The following is a 21,018-nucleotide window of genomic DNA, read 5'->3' on the forward strand; positions in this document are numbered from 1 at the left end:
GTTCACGCTGACAGGGGCGCAACCAGTTGCATGGGATCGGACCAAGCGCTGAAGCGCCAGGTCCGATCGACAGGAGATGGCATGAACACGATGGTCATTCCGGCGGGCATCGCCGAAGTCGAACAGGAAATGATCGCGCTGCGACGCAGCATCCACGCGCATCCGGAGCTGGCCTACGAGGAGTTCGCAACCGGCGATCTGGTCGCCGACCGCCTGCGGGAGTGGGGCTACAGCGTCCATCGCGGCTTGGGGCAGACCGGCGTGGTCGGGCAACTGAAGCTCGGCCACGGCACCCGCCGGCTCGGCCTGCGCGCTGACATGGACGCGCTGCCGATCCACGAAACCACTGGCCTGCCGTACGCGAGCAAGCTGCCCGGCAAGATGCACGCATGCGGTCACGACGGCCATACGGCGATGCTGCTCGCCGCCGCCAGGCATCTGGCGCGCGAAAAGAGCTTCGACGGCACGCTGAATCTGATCTTCCAGCCGGCCGAGGAAGGGCTCGCCGGCGCCAGGAAAATGCTCGACGACGGCCTGTTCGAACAGTTTCCCTGCGACGCCGTGTTCGCGATGCACAACATGCCGGGCTTTCCTACGGCCAAGCTGGGCTTCATGCCGGGGTCGTTCATGGCGTCGTCGGATACGGTGATCATCAAGGTGATCGGCCGCGGCGGTCATGGCGCGGTGCCGCACAAGGCGGTCGATCCGGTCGTCGTGTGCGCGCAGATCGTGCTCGCGCTGCAGTCGATCGTGTCGCGCAACATCGCGCCGCTCGATATGGCGATCATCACGGTCGGCGCGATTCACGCGGGCGAAGCGCCGAACGTGATCCCCGAAACCGCCGAGATGCGCCTGTCGGTGCGCGCGCTTCGGCCCGAGGTGCGTGACCATCTGCAGCAGCGCATCACCGAGGTCGCGACCGGGCAGGCGGCCGTGTTCGGCGCGCGTGCCGAGGTCGACTATCAGCGCCGCTACCCGGTGCTCGTCAACGATGCGGCCATGACCGCGCTCGCGCGCCAGGTCGCGCTCGACTGGCTGGGCGTCGACGGGCTGATTCACGACATGCAACCGCTGACCGGCAGCGAGGACTTCGCGTTCCTGCTCGAACGCTGCGCGGGCAGCTATCTGATCATCGGCAATGGCGACGGCGAGGGCGGCTGCATGGTCCACAACCCGGGCTACGACTTCAACGACGCTTGCCTCGCGACCGGCGCGGCCTACTGGGTCAAGCTCGCGCAGACGTTCCTCGTTTGACGCGGCGGCGGCGCGCGAGCGCCTTGCCGTAGCAGCCACAAGATAATGACGGAGACACAGATGGACTATTCAGCCACACCGCGGTCCGCGAGCGCCAATGCGCTCGATGCGCTCGATGCACAGCGCCTCGCCGATGAACCTCAAAAGCGCGTCGGCCACGCGAAGGCGATCGCCGCGATCACGCTCGGCAACGGCCTCGAGTTTTTCGACTTCACGATTTACAGCTTCTTCGCGACGATCATCGGCAAGCTGTTTTTCCCGGTCGAAGGTCAGCTCGTGCAGCTGATGCTCGCGGTCGGCACGTTCGGCGTCGGCTTCATCATGCGGCCGGTGGGCGGCATCGTGCTGGGCGGCTACGCGGACCGCGCCGGACGCAAGGCCGCGATGAGCCTGACGCTGTGGCTGATGACGCTCGGTTCCGCGATCATCGCGTTCGCGCCGACCTATGCGGCGATCGGCGTCGCGGCGCCGCTGCTCGTGATTCTCGCGCGGCTGATCCAGGGTTTCGCGCTGGGCGGCGAGGTGGGCGCATCGACGGCGCTGCTGCTCGAATACGGCAGCGATCGCACGCGCGGCTTCTACGGCAGCTGGCAGTTCGTGAGCCAGGGAATGAACACGGTGGTGGGGTCGCTGCTCGGCGTTGCCCTGGCCGCGACGCTGTCGCCGGCCGCGCTCGAAAGCTGGGGCTGGCGCGTGCCGTTCGTGATCGGCATGGCGATGGGGCCGGTCGGCATCTATATCCGGCGGCATCTCGACGAGACGCTGCCGGGTGTTGAAGATGGCACGGCAGCGTCTGGCGGCGCTGTTGCGCAGGCTGGTTCGGATACCGTTGCGAAGCCCGCTGCGCAAGTTCCGTCGCTACCTGTGCGCGACCTGTTCCGCGACCACGCGCGCTCGATCACGACCGGCGTGCTGACGACGATCGGCGGCACCGCGGCGAACTACATCGTACTGTTCTACCTGTCGACGTACGCGATCCGCATCCTGCATCTGCCGATGGCGACCGCGCTGTGGGCCGCGTGGGCCGGCGCGGTGGTCACGGTGATCTGCTCGCCGTTCGCGGGCGCGCTGTCGGATCGGGTCGGCCGCAAGCGCGTGCTGTGGGTATCGCGCGTGCTGCTGATTCTCGCCGTCTACCCGGCCTTCATGACGATCAACGCGTCACCGACGGTGCCGGTGCTGCTTGCGGTGGTCGCGGGCCTCGCGCTGCTCGTCACGTTCACCGCGGTGCCCAATATCGTGATGCTGCCCGAGCTGTTTCCGCGCGCGATCCGCGCGACCGGCATGTCGATCGTGTACTGCCTCGGCGTGTCGGTCTTCGGCGGCTTCGCGCAGTTTTTCGCGACCTGGCTGATCCAGATTTCGGGCAGCAATCTCGCGCCGGCGTGGTATCTGATCGGTTGCAGCGTCGTGTCGTTGCTGCCGTTGCCGTTCATGCGAGAGACCGCGGGTAGGGCGATCGATTGACGTGATGGCGATCGGGGACCGCTGCAAAAAGAGGCGCGATCTTTTCGATCGCGCCTCTTTTGCCATTTGCCCTGCTTCACGCTGACTATCGGATCTTGATGACAACCTTACCCTTGGTACGTCCGGTTTCGACATAAGCCAAAGCCTCCTGGGTCGACTCAAACGGAAAGACCCGATCGATGACGGGTCGTATCGCTCGCGCGTCGATCAGTGCGGCAATCCGGCTGAGCTGTTCTCCGGTGGCCCGCATAAAGAGAAATGTATAGCTGACGTCACGACGTTTCGCGGCCTTTCTGATGCGATAACTCAGAAAGCGCATCACCGTTTTCAGGAACCACGACGTACCGATCTCTTTCGCAAATTCGGCATCAGGCGGACCGGCGATCCCGATGAGTTTGCCACCCGGCTTGAGCACACGCAGCGACTTCTCGAGCGCATTGCCGCCTTGCGTATCCAGTACCAGGTCGTAGTCCTTCAGGATGGTCGCAAAGTCGTCTTTCCTGTAATCGATGACGATATCCGCGCCGAGTTGCTGCACCAGTTCGATATTCCGCGCGCTCGCTGTTGTCGCGACGGTCGCGCCCACATGCTTCGCCAGTTGAATGGCGAAGCTGCCGACACCGCCCGAGCCGGCATGTATCAGCACTTTCTGCCCTTTCTTCAATTGCCCTTTTTCGATCAGCGCCTGCCAGGCGGTCAATCCCACCAGCGGGATTGAAGCCGCTTCCTCCATCGTGAGCGCTGTCGGCTTGAGGGCCACGCCATCCTCTTTGACCGCGATGAATTCCGCGAAAGTGCCGATGCGATCCTTGTGCGGGCGCGCGTAGACCTCGTCGCCGGGCTTGAATCGCCGCACGCGCGAGCCGACGCGCACGACAACTCCTGCCAGATCGTTGCCCAAAATCAGCGGCAAACGATAGGGCAAAATGAGCTTGAACTCTCCGTCTCTGATTTTGGCATCGAGCGGGTTCACGCCCGCGGCGTGGATCTGGATCAATACGTCGTCCTCCCGCGGCTCTGGAACCGGCATATCGTCGGATCGTAAGCCATTCTTGCGTCCATATCGATCGACGACGAATGCTTGCATCATGGTTCCTTGTCAGTTGCTCGTTAAGTCTGGTTGTTTCGCTGGCAATAGCACGGATGCAGAGCCTTTGAACAGGGAGGGGACAGTCACGTCGTCTACGTTGCCAGCCGCAGATCTTTGCGGATACCGGCGTCCACCAGTCCAGCGGGCGCAAATCTGCGCAGCAATCGCAGACGGGCGGCGAGTCCGCCAGCGGTATAGCGGAGTTTCGGACGAGCCGCGATGGCGGCCTGCAGTACGGTTTCGGCTACGACCTCGGGACCGTCGGCGCCCTCGACCACTTCCTTCACTCGCTTGTCCACGGCCGAGCGCACCTCGTGGTATTCGTCGAGAGGGGCGTCGGGCGCGATGAAGTTCGCGTCGAAAGGCGTCTTGATGTAGGCAGGTTCAATGACCGATACGCGGATGCCCAGCGTACGCAACTCATGGTCGAGCGACTCCGAATAACCTGCCACCGCGTGCTTGGTGGCGGAATACAGCGCCATATAGGGCATTGGTAGAAAACCGAGCACGGAACCGATGTTGATGATGCGGCCGCTGCGTTGACGCCGCATATGAGGCACGACAGCACGCGTCATGCGGATGATCCCGAAGAAGTTCGTATCGAAGATCGTGCGTGCCTGGTCGATCGAACTCTCTTCCGCGGCGGCAGGGGCGACGCCGAAACCGGCATTGTTCACCAGCAGGTCGATGCGGCCCTGCAGGCGCAGCACTTCGCTGACGGCGGCTGCAACGGATGCATCGCTGGTCACATCGAGCGGCAGCATGTCGAACGACTGTTGGCCGGCTCGTTGGCCGCGCCGACTGGTGCCGTAGACCTTGTATCCGGCCTTCGCAAGCCGCTTTGCCGTGGCTTCGCCGATTCCTGACGAGGCGCCCGTCACGAGCGCTATTTTGGTTTGCATGATGTTCTTCCCAAGATGTCTTTGCGTGGTTGGTTGGGCATTCGTTTCACTCAAATATTATGGCAGTCATATTTTCGGTCCAACGAAAACCGGCACGGGCCCGGCGTTTTTACGCATCAGTCGGTGCGAGTTTTTTCAATGCCGCTTCAAGAAAACTCTCCGATAGTTTGGGGTCGTCGACGGCACGCGCCATCACCATCGTGCCAACCATTGTGGCGACCATCAAAAGCGCCTGTTCGTGCGCGCCTGGCTGACCCCAATCGGGCAATTGGCGCGCAACGACATCGATCATCTCCTTGATGCGGCGGGTGGCCGCGCGCCGTACGGCCGGCGCCTGGCGCGGCATCTCCGAGCCGAGGGCAGAGATCGGGCAACCTGTCTCGATGCTCTCGCAATGCTCCTTCGACAGATAGGCGCGCATCATCGCCGGCAACGCCTGTTCCGGCGGCACGGACGCGGCGATACGCTCCGACAGCGCCACGGATTCAGCTCCGGCGCGGTCAGCGGCTTCGGCAAGCAGCACCTCGCGCGACGGGAAATGGGCATAGAAGCCGCCATGCGTCAGACCTGCCTCCTTCATGATGTCAGCCACGCCCGTGCCGTCGTAGCCGCTGCGCCGAATCGCGCGTGCGGCGACCTCGACGATGCGCTCATGCGTGATTTCCTTGCGGCTGGCTGGCTTCCGGGTGATGGGTGGATTTTTCATGATGACCATCATATATCATTCCGGCGGGATTTGCAGGGGCCACCCAGAGACCGACGGTTCAGGCGGTAACCGCTAGAATTGCGGCTTTAGCCCGGAATACACCAATGTCTTTTGCCTCGCTTGGCCTGATCGATCCCTTGCTGCGCAATGTGCAGGACCTCAATTACCAGACACCTACGCCGGTGCAGGCCAAGGCGATTCCTGCTGTGCTCAGTGGCAAGGACGTCATGGCTGCGGCACAGACCGGCACGGGCAAAACGGCGGGTTTTGCGCTGCCGCTGTTGCAACGGCTGGTGCAACACGGCCCGGCGGTGTCCAGCAACCGCGCGCGTGTTCTGGTGCTGGTGCCCACGCGTGAACTGGCCGAACAGGTGCTGCAAAGCTTTATCGCTTACGGCAAAGGCCTCGACTTACGATTTCTGGCCGCCTACGGCGGTGTGAGTATCAACCCGCAGATGATGAAGTTGCGCAAAGGCGTGGACGTGCTCGTCGCCACGCCGGGCCGTTTGCTAGATCTCCATCGCCAGAACGCAGTGCAGTTTGATCAGGTACAAACGCTGGTGCTGGATGAAGCCGACCGCATGCTGGATCTGGGCTTTGCGCGCGAGCTCAACGCCGTCTTTGCTGCCTTGCCCGCTCAGCGCCAGACCCTGCTGTTCTCTGCCACGTTTACCGATGAGATCCGCGCCATGGCGGCGGGCATTCTGCGCGGCCCGGTCAATATCAGCGTCAGCCCGCCCAATGCCACGGCCAGCAAGATCAAGCAGTGGGTGGTGCCGGTGGATAAAAAGAACAAGCCCGACCTTTTCATGCACCTTGTGGCTGAGAACGACTGGAAGCACGCGCTGGTGTTCGTCAAAACCCGCAATGGCGTGGATTACCTGGCGGCCATGCTGGATGAAGCGGGCTATGCGGTCGACACGATCCACGGCGACAAACCGCAACCCGCGCGCCTGCGTGCGCTGGAGCGCTTCAAGACGGGCGAAGTACATATGCTGGTAGCTACCGATGTGGCTGCGCGCGGGCTGGATATCGACGATCTGCCGCTGGTGATCAACGTTGATCTGCCGATCGTGGCGCAAGACTATGTGCACCGTATTGGCCGTACCGGCCGAGCGGGCGCCAGCGGCGTGGCGGTGTCCCTTGTGTGCGCCGATGAAGCCCCGCAACTGGCCGCGATTGAAGCGCTGATCCGGCAAACGCTGCCGCGTGAAGAAGAGCCGGGTTTTGAAGCCGAACACCGCGTGCCGCAAACTAGCGCGACGGGCCAGATCATCAAGAAACCCAAAAAGCCCAAGAAGCCCAAAGTGCCGCAAGCTGCGCCGGGCGCCATGCAGGTGCTCAGCAAAAAACCGCGCCCGCAAAGTGGCGAAAACAAACGCAAGCCTGCAGCGCAACGCGCTGTGGCCGCGGGTAAAGGCACAAGCTTGTCCAGCGGTAGCCCATTCAGCGTGCAAAAGCCACGCAGCAAACCGGCCAGCAAGCCAGCTGCGGGTTCACGTAAGCCGGCTGGCAAACCCGCTGGTGGTCGCGGCAAACGCCAACCCTGATCCGTGTGTGACGGCAACACACACGCCATTCCATCTCACATCATCCGACCTTAGCGGATTCCGCGTTTGATCAACGGAATGAGCGAGTCGATCGTCGCAGGTGTTTGGACGCCTGCGCCGGTGTTGATGGTCAGTCCCGCGAAATGATAAGCAGCCGAGAGCACGCATTGCGTGACCGGCAGGAAGCCTTGCAGATAAAGTTGCTGGTCGAGCGTCGCGGTAATGTATTTGCTCTGCAGCCCCGAAATCGTGGCCGGTGCCAGATCGATGCCACCAATGATGATTTGCCCCGGCTTCTTGCCAGCCTGCTGGAGCGCCTGCGGAATGAACCCGGTTACACCGCCGTGCTGAGTCCCAATCGCCTTCAGATTAGGGTGCGCCTGGATAAAGGCGACCAGGATCGGCACGGCGAGCGATGAATCGGAATCCACCTGAGGTGAGATATTGAGCCTGGTCACCTTTACGCCGGCCTTCTCCAGCGTTTCGGCAAGGCCACGGTCAGACTGACTGCGCACACTCTCGTTGAACACACCGTATTCCAGCGCCTCGTCGCCCTTCTTGATCCCAGCGTTGAGCATCGCCTGCGCGGTGATCTGCCCGCCTACGTAGAGTTCGACGCCGGCGTAGCCGAAGCCCTTCGCGTCGTAAAGTTTCTGGTTCTCGGGTAGCGGTGTGTTGCCGACGGTAACGATGATGCCCTGGTCTACCGCCTGCTTGATCAGTGGCGCGAACGCTGGATCGCCCGGATGGCCCATGATGCCGATGCACGTCGGATGCGCCGCCATCGCCTGGCGAAACTGCGCAAGCATTGTCTCTGGGCTCCAGGCCGAGAACTGCTCGATCACCTTGATGCCTAAGGCATGCCCCGCGTCCGCAGCCCCGGTCTGACGTGGCAGCGTCGCGCCGTCGCCAGGGTTTCCGCCCATCTGCATGTACATTGTCATACCGGCGCCGAGCGGCCCCGTCGTGGTCGGCTCAGTGGCACCGGCCGTCTGCGCGAGGCCAAACGCGAGAATACCCGCCCCCAGGAGGGATCCCGTCATGATCTTGATCATTTCTGCTCCTTTCTCCTGATTTAACGGCTTTATCGCCCTCCAAGCCTGAATCTTTCGCGCAACACGCGCAGCTTGGCGGGATTCTCTACCAACAGATGCAGCGTCACAGCGACGATGAACACCACCCCTTCGATCGCCTGTACCCAGAAGCCGGCGATACCTGTCGCAACGATTCCGGCCTCCAGCATGCCTATCACGAAAGTGCCGAAGAAGGTACCCACGATCGTCGCCGTGCCACCAAACACCGAGGTTCCGCCGATGAACACGCCGGCCAGCGCCGGCAGCAGATAGCCCTGCCCCTGGGTTGAAAAATAGTTCAGATTCTCGAGCGTGAGCAGCACCGTGGCGAAACCGGCCAGCACACCCATCAGCGTGAACAATTTCACCGTCTCACGCACGACATTGATGCCCACGACCTTCGCCACGTTTCGGTTGTCTCCGATGAACAGCAGGTGCTCGCCAAAACGGTGACGATTGAGGATGAACCACATGAACACTGCAAGCCCGAGCGCCCAGAGCGCTTGCATCGGGATCACACCGAACAACGTGCCCGCGAATACTGCATAGGCTGAACCGTTGGCGAGCTCCTGTAGCGCATTCGAGAGCCCGCCGGACAGGATCGAAGCAACCCCAGCCCAGAGGAACTGCGTGCCGATTGTCACGATGATCGAAGGCACACCGACCACCGCGACCAGCACCCCGTTCACCACGCCGACCAGCGCGCCGCCCGCCAATGCCGCGATCACGGCTAGCCAGGCTGATCCGGTGGTGTTCACGCACCAGGCGAACAGAAAGCCCGAGAATGCCATCACGGAGGGGAAGGACAGATCAATTTCCCCCGCCGCAACCACCAGAGTGAGCCCGATCGCCAACACCGCCAGCGGTGGCACGGTGGTCAGGAAGGAGAAGTAGATTGGCCAGCCTAAAAAGACGCGCGGTGCGGTTGCCATGAACAGGCCGACCACCAACGCGAACACGACCAGGCTCGGCACTCCCTCGATGCGTGCAAAATCCGGCAGGCGAAAACGCACCAGCCGCGCCGGCTGTTCGTCTTTTATCGGATCACTCACGTCCTTGCCCCGCAGCCAGCGCCGGCCCGTGCCCGCTCTGCTGTAGCGAAATCAGGAACCGGGTGAGTTCCTCGAGGCTCATCTCGCCCGACTTCATATCCGCGACGATCCGGCCACGATCGAGCACGACGAGCCGATCGGCGAGCTCGTGCACATGGGCGAGGTTATGTTCGATGTAGATGCAGGCGCGGCCGGACTCCTTGATCGACCGGACGAAGTCGAGAACCTTACGTACCTCGCTAATGGCAAGCGCAACCGTGGGTTCATCGAGAATGATCAGATCGCTGTCGAAATACATCGCCCGTCCGATCGCGATGCCCTGGCGCTCGCCACCGGAGAGTTTCGCAATCAGCGAATCCGCGTCGATCCCCACGCCGCGGAAACCGAGCTGGCGCTTCAAAATATCGTTGGCAATGCGCCGCTGTTCGGCAACTTTGATGAAGCCGAACCGGTTGGTGATCTGCCGGCCGACAAAAAAATTACGCCACAGCGGCTGCTTCTCGCCCAGCGATTTTTCCTGATAGACCGTCTCGAAGCGCAGTCGGTGCGCCTCGCGCACCGAAAAGCGGTTCCAGTCGACCTCCTCGTCCCGGATGAACAGCTTGCCCGTGCTCGGCCGCACGACACCAGTCAGTACCTTGATGAGCGTCGACTTACCCGCGCCGTTATCACCGATCAGGCCGACGATCTCGTTCCGCCCAATGGCCAGATCGATGCCGGACAGCGCCCGTATCTTGCCGTAGGACAGGCTGATACCTTGGGCGCGCACGATATGCTGATAGGCGCACGTACCGGGCGCTGCCTGGTTCGGCATCACGCCACGCTCCAGCTCGAATGACCCACAGCGATGTTGTGAACGACGACAGCCATAGATCTTTCCCCTTTGCTTATCGATCGCCGCATCAACTTACATTGGAAATGTCCCTGAAATTTAGCAAGCCTTAGAGTCCAGTTCAAGAATCGCTTACGAGACCGCTTATATTTCATCGGGAAAATATTAGTCCTGGGCACTTGAACAACGCACAATCTATGGAATAGAAGAAGCGCGTCAGAAGGGTTCCCATGGGACGAGCGGCCACAAACGCCCGATCAAAAAGGCGCAAAAAGCAGAGGTATCGGCATGCATCCGCCACTCCAGCGGCTATTCTTCAGACGCTACGACTAACGCGGTTCAAGCCGGCTCTGCGGGTCGTCGTCAGCCATTCCGCGCCCCACGCGGAAAAGGGGGGTACAGCGTCTCCAGCGGCAACCGGTTGGTGATCGGCGGCATCTGCGCAGGCTGCTCCGGTGGTCTTGGCAGCGACGTTTACTGGGACGTCCAGAGTACTGGGCAAGCGTCGAGCGGCGGCAATCTACCTGCATCCAACGGGCTCACCACGGCCCAGATGAGCAACCCGGCCAGCTTCGTCGGCTGGGACTTCGGGCCGAACGGCGTGTGGGTCATGCCGACGGGCGCCACGCATCCAGTGCTGCGGTGGCAAGTGGAACATTAGCCTGGCGCGACGTTGGTGGAATTGTCCATCGCGCAGACGACTTGAGACCGCAGTGGGTCGATCCGAGCTATCGGTCTTGATGATCGCACGCGGGATGAGCGCATCGCTACGTCTGGTGACATTCGGCAGTCCAATCGATCGTATCGCGTCAGCCACAGATCAACGTAACCTCTGCACCCAACGCCACTTTCGAACCATCAAGGCCCAACTCTCTCGGCGCTCGTACGTTAGATGGCTACCCGTTCCGGCTCTTCGAATTCCGGGACGACATCCCCGATCGCGCCGATCCTTACCCTTAATCGATGCCAGCACGGATGCAAGGACGATCAACCCACCACCGATTGCCGCAAGCACAGATACCCTTTCCCCGGGCCAAACGCTAGCGAAAGGCGCCCATCTCGCGACGCCCAGAGCGAGCGCGGCGCAACCGAACGACACAAAGCCGGATTGCACGGCCGTCATCGCTAGCGGAGAAACGGCGTTGACCTGCATGACGCGCTTCGTTGCGCATACCGGTTGAAGTTCAACTCAGTCGTCGACGCCGGACATCCGGCGCAGAGCCAGATCTCGGTTGCCCAGCCAAAACAGATGGCGCCGGGTTCGCCGATTCGAGCCTGGGCTGACGTATGGTGTGCGAAGCTAAACGCTTCGTTCCTGTTTCGCCCCCGAACCCGTTTGTGAAGGCCTTGTCCGTTCTCCGCCGATCGAGCAGTTCCGAATGCTCAGTGGTTTGTCCGCCTGGCCATTACGTTGCGAATGCGTTATCCGGTCACTCCTGCCTCGCCACTCGCCGGCCAGGGCACAATGGCAGGTGGTATGGAACGCCCCGGGTACTGCTCGAGGGATGATTCGTGTGCAGTCCTGGAAGGATATGTCGGACCGCTAATACTCAACGGGGGGGGCGAATGCACGGCGACGAGGACGATATCGAATCACGGTGGCCGCCGCTGCTGATCGCGCATGTATCGGAGTACGCGATCTTCAGGCTGACCGGGCACGGCGAGGTCGCCAGCTGGAACCCCGGCGCGAGACGCATCAAAGGCTACGCGGCCGATGAAATCATTGGCCGGCACTTCTCCGTCTTTTACACGGACGACGACCGGCACACCGGTGTTCCTGACGCCGCGCTGCGCGCGGCGCGCGAGCACGGCCAATATGATTCCGAAGGCTGGCGCGTACGCAAGGACGGCACGAAGTTCTGGGCCAGCGTTCTCATTACGCCTCTTTATGCGGCTGACGGCACCTTCATCGGCTTTGGCAAGATTGTGCGCGACATAACCGACAAACGCATGGCCTATGAAGCCGTAATCGAAAGCGAGCGGCGGTTCCGGCTGCTGGTGCAAGGGGTAACCGATTACGCGATCTTCATGCTGTCCCCCGAGGGCCACGTGACTAACTGGAATCTGGGCGCGGCGCGGATCAAGGGCTATGAGGCCAGCGAAGTGCTCGGAACGCACTTCAGGCGGTTCTACACAGCCGAAGAGGCGGCTCAGGGTCTGCCGGAACACGGTCTGCATACGGCCGCAACGGAAGGGCGGTTCGAGACCGAGGGCTGGAGGGTCAGGAAAGACGGCAGCCGGTTCTGGGCCAATGTCGTGATCGATGCAATCCGCGACGAGGAAGGGACGCTGGTCGGCTTCGCCAAGATTACCCGCGACGTGACGGAGCGCAAGACCGCTCAGGAGCAACTGGAAAAGGCACGCGCGGCGCTGCTTCAGTCCCAGAAGATGGAGGCGCTTGGAAAACTGACGGGGGGCGTCGCACACGATTTCAACAATGTGCTGCAGGTGTTACGCGGCAATCTGGAATTGCTCGAAGGCCGCCATGGCCGTGATGCCTGGACAAGAGAGCGCCTCTACAAGGCAATTGATGCGGTCGAGCACGGGGCCAACCTGGCCTCTCAACTGCTCGCGTTCGGACGCCGTCAGGCGTTGCAGCCCATTGTCGTGAACCTGGCTGTCATGCTGCGGAGCATGGACGACCTGCTCAGACGGGCGCTGGGCGAAGTGATTGAGATCGAAACCGTCATTGCCGGCGGGCTGTGGAACACGCTGGTCGACCCGAACCACCTCGAGAACGTGGTGTTGAACCTGGCCATCAACGCGCGCGATGCCATGCCGGAAGGCGGCAAGCTGACGCTGGAGCTGTCGAACGCCATGCTCGACGAGCACTACAGCGCGCTGGCCGCTGACGTTCGCGAGGGGCAATACGTGCTGCTCGCCATCACCGACACTGGAACAGGGATGACCCGCGATGTCCTCGAACGCGCTTTTGAGCCGTTCTTCACGACCAAGCCGGAAGGGCAAGGCACGGGCCTGGGCCTGAGCATGGCGTACGGGTTTATCAAGCAAAGCGGAGGTCACGTCAGGATCTACAGCGAGCCCGGGCACGGGACAACCGTGAAGATCTATCTGCCCCGCTCGATGGAGAAAGCCGTTGAGCTCGAACCCAGACAGCCGGTGACGCTCACCGGCGGGTCTGAAACCATTCTGGTCGTTGAGGATGACAGACGCGTTCAGGCAACCGTGGTCGAAACGCTCAGACAGTTTGGTTATACCGTACTGAAGGCAGACGACGCCCAGAGCGCGCTCGTGATCGTGCAAAGCGGGATACATATCGATCTGATGTTCACGGACGTGGTGATGCCCGGCACGATGCGCAGCACCGAACTCGCGAAACTCGCGACCAGGATGCTGCCGCATCTGAAGATCCTGTTTACATCGGGATATACCCAGAATGCCATCGTCCATGGCGGCCGGCTGGACACGGGTGTGCATCTGCTGAGCAAGCCGTACAGCCGGGAGCAGCTTGCATCGAAAATCCGCCGGATGCTGGGACCGGCCGGCACGGCCGATGTGCGCCCGTCGGTCGCATCGCCGTCGGCAGATTCGCCGTCGTCCGAGCCGTCTCACGCGCCAGAAAGCTTCGCAATCCTTGTCGTGGACGATGACAGAAGCGCGCGGGAGGCGATCAGTGAACTGCTGACCACCCTGGGCTATGACGTGCGTCAGGCTGCCGATGCAGAAGCAGCAATGCGCGCATTGATGACAGGGAAGACCGATGTGCTTCTCACGGACATCGTCCTTCCGGGGCGGTCGGGTATCGAGCTGGCGAGAGCTGCCGTCGAGCGCAATCCGGGCATCAGGATCGTGTTTGCTTCCGGTCGCGACGCTCCGACGCCAGAGGAGGTCGGATTCGATTGCACGTCGCTGCGCAAGCCATTCGCGATCGAACAGTTGCATGCGCTGATCGCGGCGATGCACGGACAGGTTGAACAAGGAAGAAACGAGTAAGGGCATAAGCAGTCGCCGGCAGCCGTACGGCATCGCGCCCGCTCCCGATCAGATATCGGGACAGCGAACAGATGAGTCGTTGAATAATGGCCTTCCGGGCATTCCAAAGCCGCTCGATCGATTTTGATGACCGATCCGAAGCGAAGCAGCGCCGACGTGGGGCAACGACCGGCAAGGGCCGGCCAATTTCAGCCACTCGAAAAGGCTCGTTGGTCGTCCCCTTCCGGCTGGACACGAAACATTCGTCGATGTTGATTTGATCCGTGGTTCACCGCTCCGCTTCACCCGTCGTCTTGCTACGAGAATCAGCGGCCCAACGCGCTGGCTAGCCAGGCGATGCATCGCGGGCCCCAGCACTTCGTTGTGCATTTTTGCGGCGCCACGTCGAAACGCTGCAGCCGAAGCGGCCGTTGAACCAGCGGGAAAACGCGCTCAGCGATGAGAAGCCTACCAGCGTAGCCACTTCAGACAGCGGCCGGTCGCCGCTACTGACATACCGCATCACCTGTTCAACCCGCACCGCATCGACAATCGACAGAAAGCTGTCACCCTGACGGGTGAGGTGGCGATTCACGGTCGTGCGATCCACGCCCAGATGCTGCGCGATCCGGTCGGCCGAGCAGGTGCCAGACGGCAAAAGCGCAATGACCAGTTTCCTGACCTTGTCGGACATGGTTACGTTGGACTGAAGCAGCATCGAATCCAGATACTGGCGCACCTGCTGCGCCATGACCGGATCGTAAGCTGGAATCGCGGCGTCGAGATCCGCTGCGAGGCACACGATGCCGTCGAAATCCTGGTTGAACTCAACGGGCGCGCCAAATACACGCGTATGCATGGCGAGGCTGGCTGGAGCGCTGTACGTGAGACAGATGGTGCGCGGCTTCCACGCTGCGCCCAGCACCAGGCCAAGCGTCCGATACATGACGCCCAGCATCAACACCGTTGCCTGGCGCATCGAGCCAGGCATGCCGCCCATGAGGTCTTCCCGGATGATGGCGAGTCCTGCCGTTTCCTCGACGCGCATCACCACCGCTTCGTTCTGCAGGCGCAGATAGTGCGCCATCGATTCGAGCGCGCGGCGCAACGTCGGCTGTTCCCGCATCGCAAAACCGAGAGGGCCAAGGTTGGAGAGGTGGCGGGTCTCGGCCATGCGCAGCGCGAAATCCTCGACGGCAGCGGCCCGGGCGGAGGTTTCCAGCAATCGCGCCACTGCCTCGGCCGGAATCATGATGTCGGGGTTCAGCAACGCAGAACGGTCAATGCCGGCATCACTTAACTGCTGGTAGGGATCAAGGCCCACCGATCGGGCCACTTCGACGTAACTGGTCAGGGCGGCACTGCGAAGCAGATAGGACATATGGTTTTCCCTCGTGCATCAAAATGTAAATTTTTTGCCTCAATCTGTCAAACCGCTATTTGCCAGTATCCGATACTTGCCTCCAGAGACGCGTGATGACCAACGCGTACGGAAATTCGAGAAGTTCGAGAGGAGGCGAAACAATGAGCAATGAGACGAGCCGCAGCGCGACCCCGGTCTGCGATCAGTTGCGTGCAACCGGCAACTGGAATCCCGCCTGGGATGCCATTGCAGAACTCGATCCTGTCTGGGCCGAGAAATTCATGGCGATGGGCATGCACCCGATCATCTCGGGCGTGCTGGAACCGAAGGTCCTGGAATTCCTTGCCATCGCGGTCGACGCATCGTGCACGCACATGTATGCGCCGGGCACACGCCGCCATATCCGCAAGGCGCTTGAACTAGGCGCCACCAAAGAGGAAATCGCTGCGGTGCTGCAGGCGGTGAGCGTTCTCGGTATCCATTCCAGCAGCCTCGGCGCGCCGATCCTGCTGGAAGAACTGGCCGCCTTCGAAAAGGCAAACGGCGAGGGTGCGCAGGCCGCTGCCTGACATCCAGCTCACCACTCCACGCATTCCTTAACAGGAGCACAAACATGCATTTTCTAGACGACTCCCTGCTGCCTGAGAACCAGGAAAAACTCGTGATCCAGGTGGCGCCCTATGGGCCGCAATGGATCCCCGGCGATTCGGACGATATCCCGGTCACGATGGACGAGCAGGTGCAGAAGGCCGTCGACTGCTACAACGCAGGCGCGACCGTGCTGCACGTGCACGTGCGCGAAGAGGACGGCAAGGGCAGCAAGCGCCTGTCGAAGTTCAACGAGATGCTGGCGCGCCTGCGCGACGCGGTGCCGAACATGGTGCTGCAGGTTGGCGGCTCGATCTCGTTCGCGCCTGAGAATGAAGGCGAAGCCGCCAAATGGCAGAACGACGATACGCGTCATATGCTCGCGCAGCTGGACCCGCGTCCCGATCAGGTCACCGTTGCGATCAACACCAGCCAGATGAACGTAATGGAGTTGATGACCGAGGCCGACATCGCGGGCACCTCGCTCATGAACCCGGCGCTGCAGGCTGCCTATCGCGACATGATCGTGCCGTCCAATCCCTCATGGCACGTCGAACACATCAGGCGTCTCGTCGCCAACGGCATCCAGCCGCAGTTCATGCTGGGGAATCTGACGCAACTCGAAACGGTCGAGCGTCTTATTCGCAACGGTGCGTATAGCGGTCCGCTGAATATCAATTACGTGGCAATTGGCGGCGGCGCGGCCGGGTTGCATCCCGCCGACATGATCGAGTTTGCCCGCCGCACCCCGGAGGGCGCGGTGCTTACGTTCGAAACGCTGAACCGGAACGTGGTGCCGATGAATACGCTGGCGATTGCGCTGGGCCTGCATGTACGGGTCGGTATCGAAGACACGCTGTTCGGCCCGAACGGCGAGCGGGCGACTTCAGTGCAGCAGATCGAGCAGATGGTGCGCATTGCGCGCGAGCTCAATCGCGACATCGCGAGCGGCGAGGATGCCCACCGCATCTATCAGATCGGCACCCAGTGGGGTTCGGTCGACGAGACGCTGGACAAACTGCGCATGGTCCCTAATCGCACGTCCGGCCGGCGCGACGTGCCGGCACGCAAGGTTGCCTGAGCGGGGATAACGGGGCGCAACGCGGCAGCGTATCGCGTTGCGCCTCGCTCTGAACCCTCTCAGGCATGGAGACAGATGATGTTCTGGAAGAAAAACCCCTCTGCGGTTCTGGCATCGCTACTGGTGATCCACCTGCTGGCACACATCGACCGCAATATGCTGCTCGGTTTCTCGCCGCAGATCATTAAAGATCTGGCGCTCAGCAACACGCAATACGGCTTTCTGGTCGGCGCGGTATGGGTGCTGAGCTTCGGCGTGATGGCGATGTTCATGGGCACCCTTGCGGACCGCTTCAGCCGCACACGGGTCATCGCCGCCGGCGTGCTGATCTGGAGCGCCTGCACGCTGGCCTCGGGCCATGCCCAGAGCTTTGAGCAGATGGTCTTGGCGCGGTTTTTCGTTGCCAGCGGCGAGGCGGCGCTGGTACCTGCCGCGGTGGCCCTGCTGGCTGAGCTCTTCTCGGAGAAGCGACGAGGCACGGCAATGGGGCTGTTCTTCATGGGGATCCCCATGGGCGTCGGCTGCAGTTTCCTGCTCGCCGGCAGCTTTGGCGCCACGCATGGCTGGCGGACCACGTTCTATGTCCTTGGCATCGTCGGCGTCGCCGTTGCCTTGCCGCTCGCGCTGCTCGAGGAAGACCGTAGCCAACTCGCACCGCAGGAACGCGGCGCGCCGTTCCTGCCGCAAGCGCTGGCGGTGTTGCGCACCGTCGGTGGCAACCGTGCGCTGGGCTTCGTGATCGTTGGTTTCGTACTGGTGCACCTCGTTTTTGCCAGCTTTTCCTTCCAGCAGTTGTGGCTCGTCAACGAACGCGGCATGAACGCGGCTGGCATTGCCACCAGGATCGGCGCGCTACAACTGGTGTTCGGCACGCTGGGCGCGGTGATGGGTGGCGTCATGGGCGATCGTGTGGCAAGCAAACTGCGCGGCGGACACGCCAGCTTCATGGCGCTCCTTGTCGTGATCTGCGCGCCGTTGATGCTGGCCTGTCGTTTCGTCCCGGTCAGTTCGCCGCTGTTCTACATCGGCATGTGCGCGGGATTCTTCCTGCCGCTGGCGGTGTACGGCCCGGGGGCGGCGGCGATCATGAGCATGGCACCCCAGAAGATGCGCTCGACGATCTTCGGTTTCACGATGCTCTCGATCAACGTATTCGCCCTTGCCATCGGCACCGTGGTGATCGGGATGGCCGCCGACCATTTCATCAAGGCTGGCGCCACCGCTCCGCTGACGGGTGTCCTGATCGCCACCGACGTGCTGACGATCAGTTCGGCGCTGTTTTTCGCCCTCGCGGCGCGCGCCTCGCGCAGGCAGCGTGCGCTCGCGCTGCAAAACATACAACCTGCGAGGTAATGGAAATGCAAGACCAACGTCGGAATCTGGAAGGGCGTGTCGCCCTCGTCACCGGTGCCGGTCGTGGGATGGGCGGTGCCATCGCCGTTGATCTGGCCCGCGCCGGTGCACGGATCGCGATCTGCGATATCGACATGCCGGCCCTCGAAGAAACGCGCGCTGCGGTAGAAGCGGCCGGCGCACCGTGTCTGGCGCTGCGCTGCGACGTCTCGTCCAGCAGCGAAGTCGCCAACCTGTTCGCCGCGATCGTCGAGCGTTTTGGGACGTTGCACATTCTCGTCAACAACGCCGCGCTCGTGCCGAACACGCCGATCGATACGGAACGCCGCAACAGGCATTACGCCTATATCACCACGCCCGTGCCGCGGCAATCGCTGGCTTTCACCAGCAGCATCAGCGACGAGGAGTGGCATCGTTACTGGGACGTCAACGTGCACGGCCTCTTTTACTGCACCCGCGAAGCGCTCAGGCTGATGCAGCCGCAGCGCGACGGCCGGATCATCAACATCGCGTCGATTGCGGGCATCTCGGCCATGAGCGCGCATAGCCCGCACTACAGCGCCACCAAGGGCGCGGTGGTTGCCTTCACGAAGTCGGTCGCAGCTGAAGTGGCGGGCGCCAATATCTTCGTCAACGCGATGGCGCCTGGGGGTGTGGCCACTGCGGAATTTACGGAATACTTCGAAGCCGCCGGTGAGGAAAAGCGCAACCAGTTCTGGCAAGTGGTGCCAGCCGGACGCCTGGGCACGATGGAGGAATACGCCTCGATGGTGACCTATCTGGCCGGCGACCACTACCTGGTCGGCCAGGTGATCAGCCCGAATGGCGGCGTAGTGATATGACCGGATGCGCCGCGTGACCTGAAGCGATCACGCCTGAAAATCCTTGCATCGACCTCTTCAGCATCTGCCATAACAATCAGTTGTGCGAATAGGACTGTGAGCGCTTCTGGAGATCGGTCTTTGACAAAAGACGACTGACCGGCGGTAAAAGACCGCAGGCGCCCAATGGCTCGAATGCTGCCGCAGGCGATGTCGGTTCGTGACCCTGCTTTAAAGAATGGACGAACGAAATGAACGGTTTGATGCTGCAAAAGCAGTTGCTGATTTCCTCGCTGATCGTGCATGCCGATCGCCATCATGGGGATACGGAGATCGTGTCGCGGCGGGTAGAGGGTGACATCCATCGCTACACCTTCCGCGACTGTCACCGGCGCGCGCGACAGATGGCCAATGCGCTCACGAGTCTGGGCATCAGGCCGTCCGACCGTGTCGGCACCCTCGCCTGGAACGGTTATCGCCACATGGAGCTGTACTACGGCATATCCGGCATGGGCGCAGTGATGCATACGATCAATCCGCGCCTGCACGCAGACCAGATCGCCTACATCGTCGACCATGCGGAAGATCAGGTCCTGTTCTTCGATCTGACGTTCCTGCCGCTGGTCAAGGCCATTGCCGGCCGCTGCAAGACTGTCAAGGCGTTTGTCGCGATGACCGATCGCGCGCATATGCCGCTGGATACCGGCATTGCCAACCTGCTGTGCTACGAAGATCTGCTCGAGCGCAGTTCGTCGACCTACGTGTGGCCGAATTTTGACGAGGATACCGCCTGTGCGCTGTGCTACACGTCCGGTACCACCGGCAACCCGAAGGGCGTCCTCTACTCGCATCGCTCGTCGCTGCTTCACACGTTCGCTGCCGCACTGCCGGATGCGCTGAACTGCTCGGCGCGCGACGTGATCCTGCCGGTCGTGCCGATGTTCCATGTCAATGCGTGGGGCATTCCGTATGTCGCGTGCATGGTCGGGGCCAAGCTGGTTTTCCCCGGCCCCGGGTTGGACGGCCAAGCGCTCTACGAACTCGTCGAAGCCGAGCAGGTCACCTTCGCGGCTGGTGTGCCGACAGTATGGCAAGGCCTGCTGACCTGGCTCGAGCAAGGCGGCCTGAACTTCTCGACCCTGAAGCGCACCGTCATTGGCGGCGCAGCCTGCCCGCCCGCAATGCTTCACACGTTCCAGGATGGGTACGGCGTGGAAGTCCTGCACGCATGGGGCATGACCGAACTGAGTCCGTTCGGGACCATCGGCGCGTTGAAAGCAAGGCACCTCGCACTGGGTCCGGAAGACCGTTGCGCCCTGCAATCCAAACAGGGGCGCGCGGTATTTGGCGTCGATATGAAGATCCTCGGTGAGAACGGCCAGGAACTGCCATGGGACGGCGTGAGCTCGGGCGATCTGCTGGTGCGTGGCCCTTGGGTGGTGCGCAACTACTTCCGCAATGAAGGTGGCAACCCGCTGCGGATCGATGCCGACGCGCATGGCTGGTTCCCGACCGGCGATATCGCGACCATCGACGCCGACGGCTTCATGCAGATCACCGATCGCAGCAAGGACGTGATCAAGTCCGGCGGCGAGTGGATCAGCTCGATCGAGATCGAGAACCTCGCAGCCGCGCATCCCGCGATAGCGAGCGCGGCCTGCATTGCGGCGAAGCATATGAAGTGGGACGAGCGGCCACTGCTTGTCGCCGTGAAACAGCCCGGTGCACAGGTGACAGCCGAAGAATTGCTGGCGTTCTTCGAAGGAAAGATCGCGAAATGGTGGACGCCGGATGCAGTCGTATTTGTCGATGCGGTGCCGCTTGGCGCTACCGGCAAGGTGCTGAAGAACCAGCTGCGCGAAGCGTTTCAGGACTATCTGTTGCCGTCTCAAGGAAGCAGGTGGTCTGGCGTGTTGAGTATTGAACGTACGTCTTGAACGTACGTCGTTACGG

At 61.9% G+C, this 21,018-nt stretch carries 16 protein-coding genes and 1 pseudogene; 10 read left to right on the plus strand and 7 right to left on the minus strand.

Annotated features, from left to right (window positions below; genetic code table 11):
* Positions 1-81: 81 nt before the first annotated feature.
* Together OKW29_RS21865 and OKW29_RS21870 are read left to right on the plus strand one after the other, a co-directional pair.
* On the plus strand, positions 82-1,254 hold the full coding sequence (locus OKW29_RS21865) for a M20 aminoacylase family protein (RefSeq protein ID WP_429292594.1): 1,173 nt from the start codon (positions 82-84) through the stop codon (positions 1,252-1,254).
* Between the two features lie 60 nt (positions 1,255-1,314).
* Positions 1,315-2,721, plus strand: coding sequence for an MFS transporter (locus OKW29_RS21870; protein ID WP_429292595.1), 1,407 nt, complete (start codon positions 1,315-1,317; stop codon positions 2,719-2,721).
* An 85-nt stretch (positions 2,722-2,806) separates the two neighbouring features.
* Here the strand turns inward: OKW29_RS21870 and OKW29_RS21875 are convergent, their stop codons facing one another.
* The 3 genes from OKW29_RS21875 to OKW29_RS21885 all read right to left on the minus strand — a co-directional run bounded on the left by OKW29_RS21875 (position 2,807) and on the right by OKW29_RS21885 (position 5,431).
* Complete coding sequence (locus OKW29_RS21875) at positions 2,807-3,808, minus strand: NADP-dependent oxidoreductase (RefSeq protein ID WP_429292596.1); 1,002 nt, start codon at positions 3,806-3,808, stop codon at positions 2,807-2,809.
* Between the two features lie 95 nt (positions 3,809-3,903).
* A complete protein-coding gene (locus tag OKW29_RS21880; RefSeq protein WP_429292597.1) occupies positions 3,904-4,713 on the minus strand; it encodes an oxidoreductase in 810 nt (269 codons plus the stop codon).
* A 109-nt stretch (positions 4,714-4,822) separates the two neighbouring features.
* The gene (locus tag OKW29_RS21885; RefSeq protein ID WP_429292598.1) at positions 4,823-5,431 is read right to left on the minus strand and encodes a TetR/AcrR family transcriptional regulator; all 609 of its coding nucleotides are present in this window, start codon (positions 5,429-5,431) and stop codon (positions 4,823-4,825) included.
* Between the two features lie 92 nt (positions 5,432-5,523).
* Here OKW29_RS21885 and OKW29_RS21890 point away from each other — a divergent pair, with 92 nt between their 5' ends.
* The gene (locus OKW29_RS21890) at positions 5,524-6,969 is read left to right on the plus strand and encodes a DEAD/DEAH box helicase (protein ID WP_429292599.1); all 1,446 of its coding nucleotides are present in this window, start codon (positions 5,524-5,526) and stop codon (positions 6,967-6,969) included.
* A 50-nt stretch (positions 6,970-7,019) separates the two neighbouring features.
* On the opposite strand, the gene OKW29_RS21895 is transcribed toward OKW29_RS21890, so the two are convergent.
* From OKW29_RS21895 to OKW29_RS21905, 3 genes are read right to left on the minus strand one after another with little or no spacing between them, the layout of a single operon-like run.
* A complete protein-coding gene (locus OKW29_RS21895; protein ID WP_429292600.1) occupies positions 7,020-8,024 on the minus strand; it encodes a substrate-binding domain-containing protein in 1,005 nt (334 codons plus the stop codon).
* A gap of 29 nt (positions 8,025-8,053) precedes the next feature.
* Positions 8,054-9,094 carry an ABC transporter permease gene (locus OKW29_RS21900; RefSeq protein WP_311540101.1) on the minus strand — a complete coding sequence of 347 codons (1,041 nt, stop codon included), beginning with the start codon at positions 9,092-9,094 and terminating at the stop codon, positions 8,054-8,056.
* Positions 9,087-9,908, minus strand: a complete 822-nt coding sequence (locus OKW29_RS21905) for an ATP-binding cassette domain-containing protein (protein WP_221307813.1) — start codon at positions 9,906-9,908, stop codon at positions 9,087-9,089. Before OKW29_RS21905 ends, OKW29_RS21900 begins: the two co-directional genes overlap by 8 nt.
* 448 nt (positions 9,909-10,356) lie before the next feature.
* Here OKW29_RS21905 and OKW29_RS21910 point away from each other — a divergent pair.
* Together OKW29_RS21910 and OKW29_RS21915 are read left to right on the plus strand one after the other, a co-directional pair.
* Positions 10,357-10,587, plus strand: a pseudogene (locus OKW29_RS21910) (filamentous hemagglutinin); the annotation flags it as partial.
* Between the two features lie 905 nt (positions 10,588-11,492).
* On the plus strand, positions 11,493-13,880 hold the full coding sequence (locus OKW29_RS21915) for a PAS domain S-box protein (protein WP_429292601.1): 2,388 nt from the start codon (positions 11,493-11,495) through the stop codon (positions 13,878-13,880).
* Between the two features lie 325 nt (positions 13,881-14,205).
* Here OKW29_RS21915 and OKW29_RS21920 read toward each other — a convergent pair whose 3' ends face one another.
* Positions 14,206-15,240, minus strand: a complete 1,035-nt coding sequence (locus OKW29_RS21920; protein ID WP_429292602.1) for an AraC family transcriptional regulator — start codon at positions 15,238-15,240, stop codon at positions 14,206-14,208.
* Between the two features lie 143 nt (positions 15,241-15,383).
* Between OKW29_RS21920 and OKW29_RS21925 the strand changes: the two genes are divergently transcribed.
* The 5 genes from OKW29_RS21925 (at position 15,384) to OKW29_RS21945 (ending at position 21,002) form a co-directional block, all read left to right on the plus strand.
* Positions 15,384-15,791 (plus strand): carboxymuconolactone decarboxylase family protein, encoded by a 408-nt coding sequence (locus tag OKW29_RS21925; protein WP_429292603.1) that lies wholly within the window; start codon positions 15,384-15,386, stop codon positions 15,789-15,791.
* A 44-nt stretch (positions 15,792-15,835) separates the two neighbouring features.
* Positions 15,836-16,891 (plus strand): 3-keto-5-aminohexanoate cleavage protein, encoded by a 1,056-nt coding sequence (locus OKW29_RS21930; RefSeq protein ID WP_429292604.1) that lies wholly within the window; start codon positions 15,836-15,838, stop codon positions 16,889-16,891.
* Positions 16,892-16,966: 75 nt separating this feature from the next.
* On the plus strand, positions 16,967-18,244 hold the full coding sequence (locus tag OKW29_RS21935; RefSeq protein ID WP_429292605.1) for an MFS transporter: 1,278 nt from the start codon (positions 16,967-16,969) through the stop codon (positions 18,242-18,244).
* 5 nt (positions 18,245-18,249) lie between these two features.
* Entirely contained in the window at positions 18,250-19,086 is an 837-nt protein-coding gene (locus OKW29_RS21940) for an SDR family NAD(P)-dependent oxidoreductase (RefSeq protein ID WP_429292606.1), read from the plus strand.
* Positions 19,087-19,316: 230 nt separating this feature from the next.
* Entirely contained in the window at positions 19,317-21,002 is a 1,686-nt protein-coding gene (locus OKW29_RS21945; protein WP_429292607.1) for a 3-(methylthio)propionyl-CoA ligase, read from the plus strand.
* The last annotated feature ends 16 nt before the right edge of the window (positions 21,003-21,018 follow it).

This window comes from Paraburkholderia sp. CI3 (genome assembly GCF_050436505.1).
Taxonomy (GTDB): domain Bacteria; phylum Pseudomonadota; class Gammaproteobacteria; order Burkholderiales; family Burkholderiaceae; genus Paraburkholderia; species Paraburkholderia tuberum.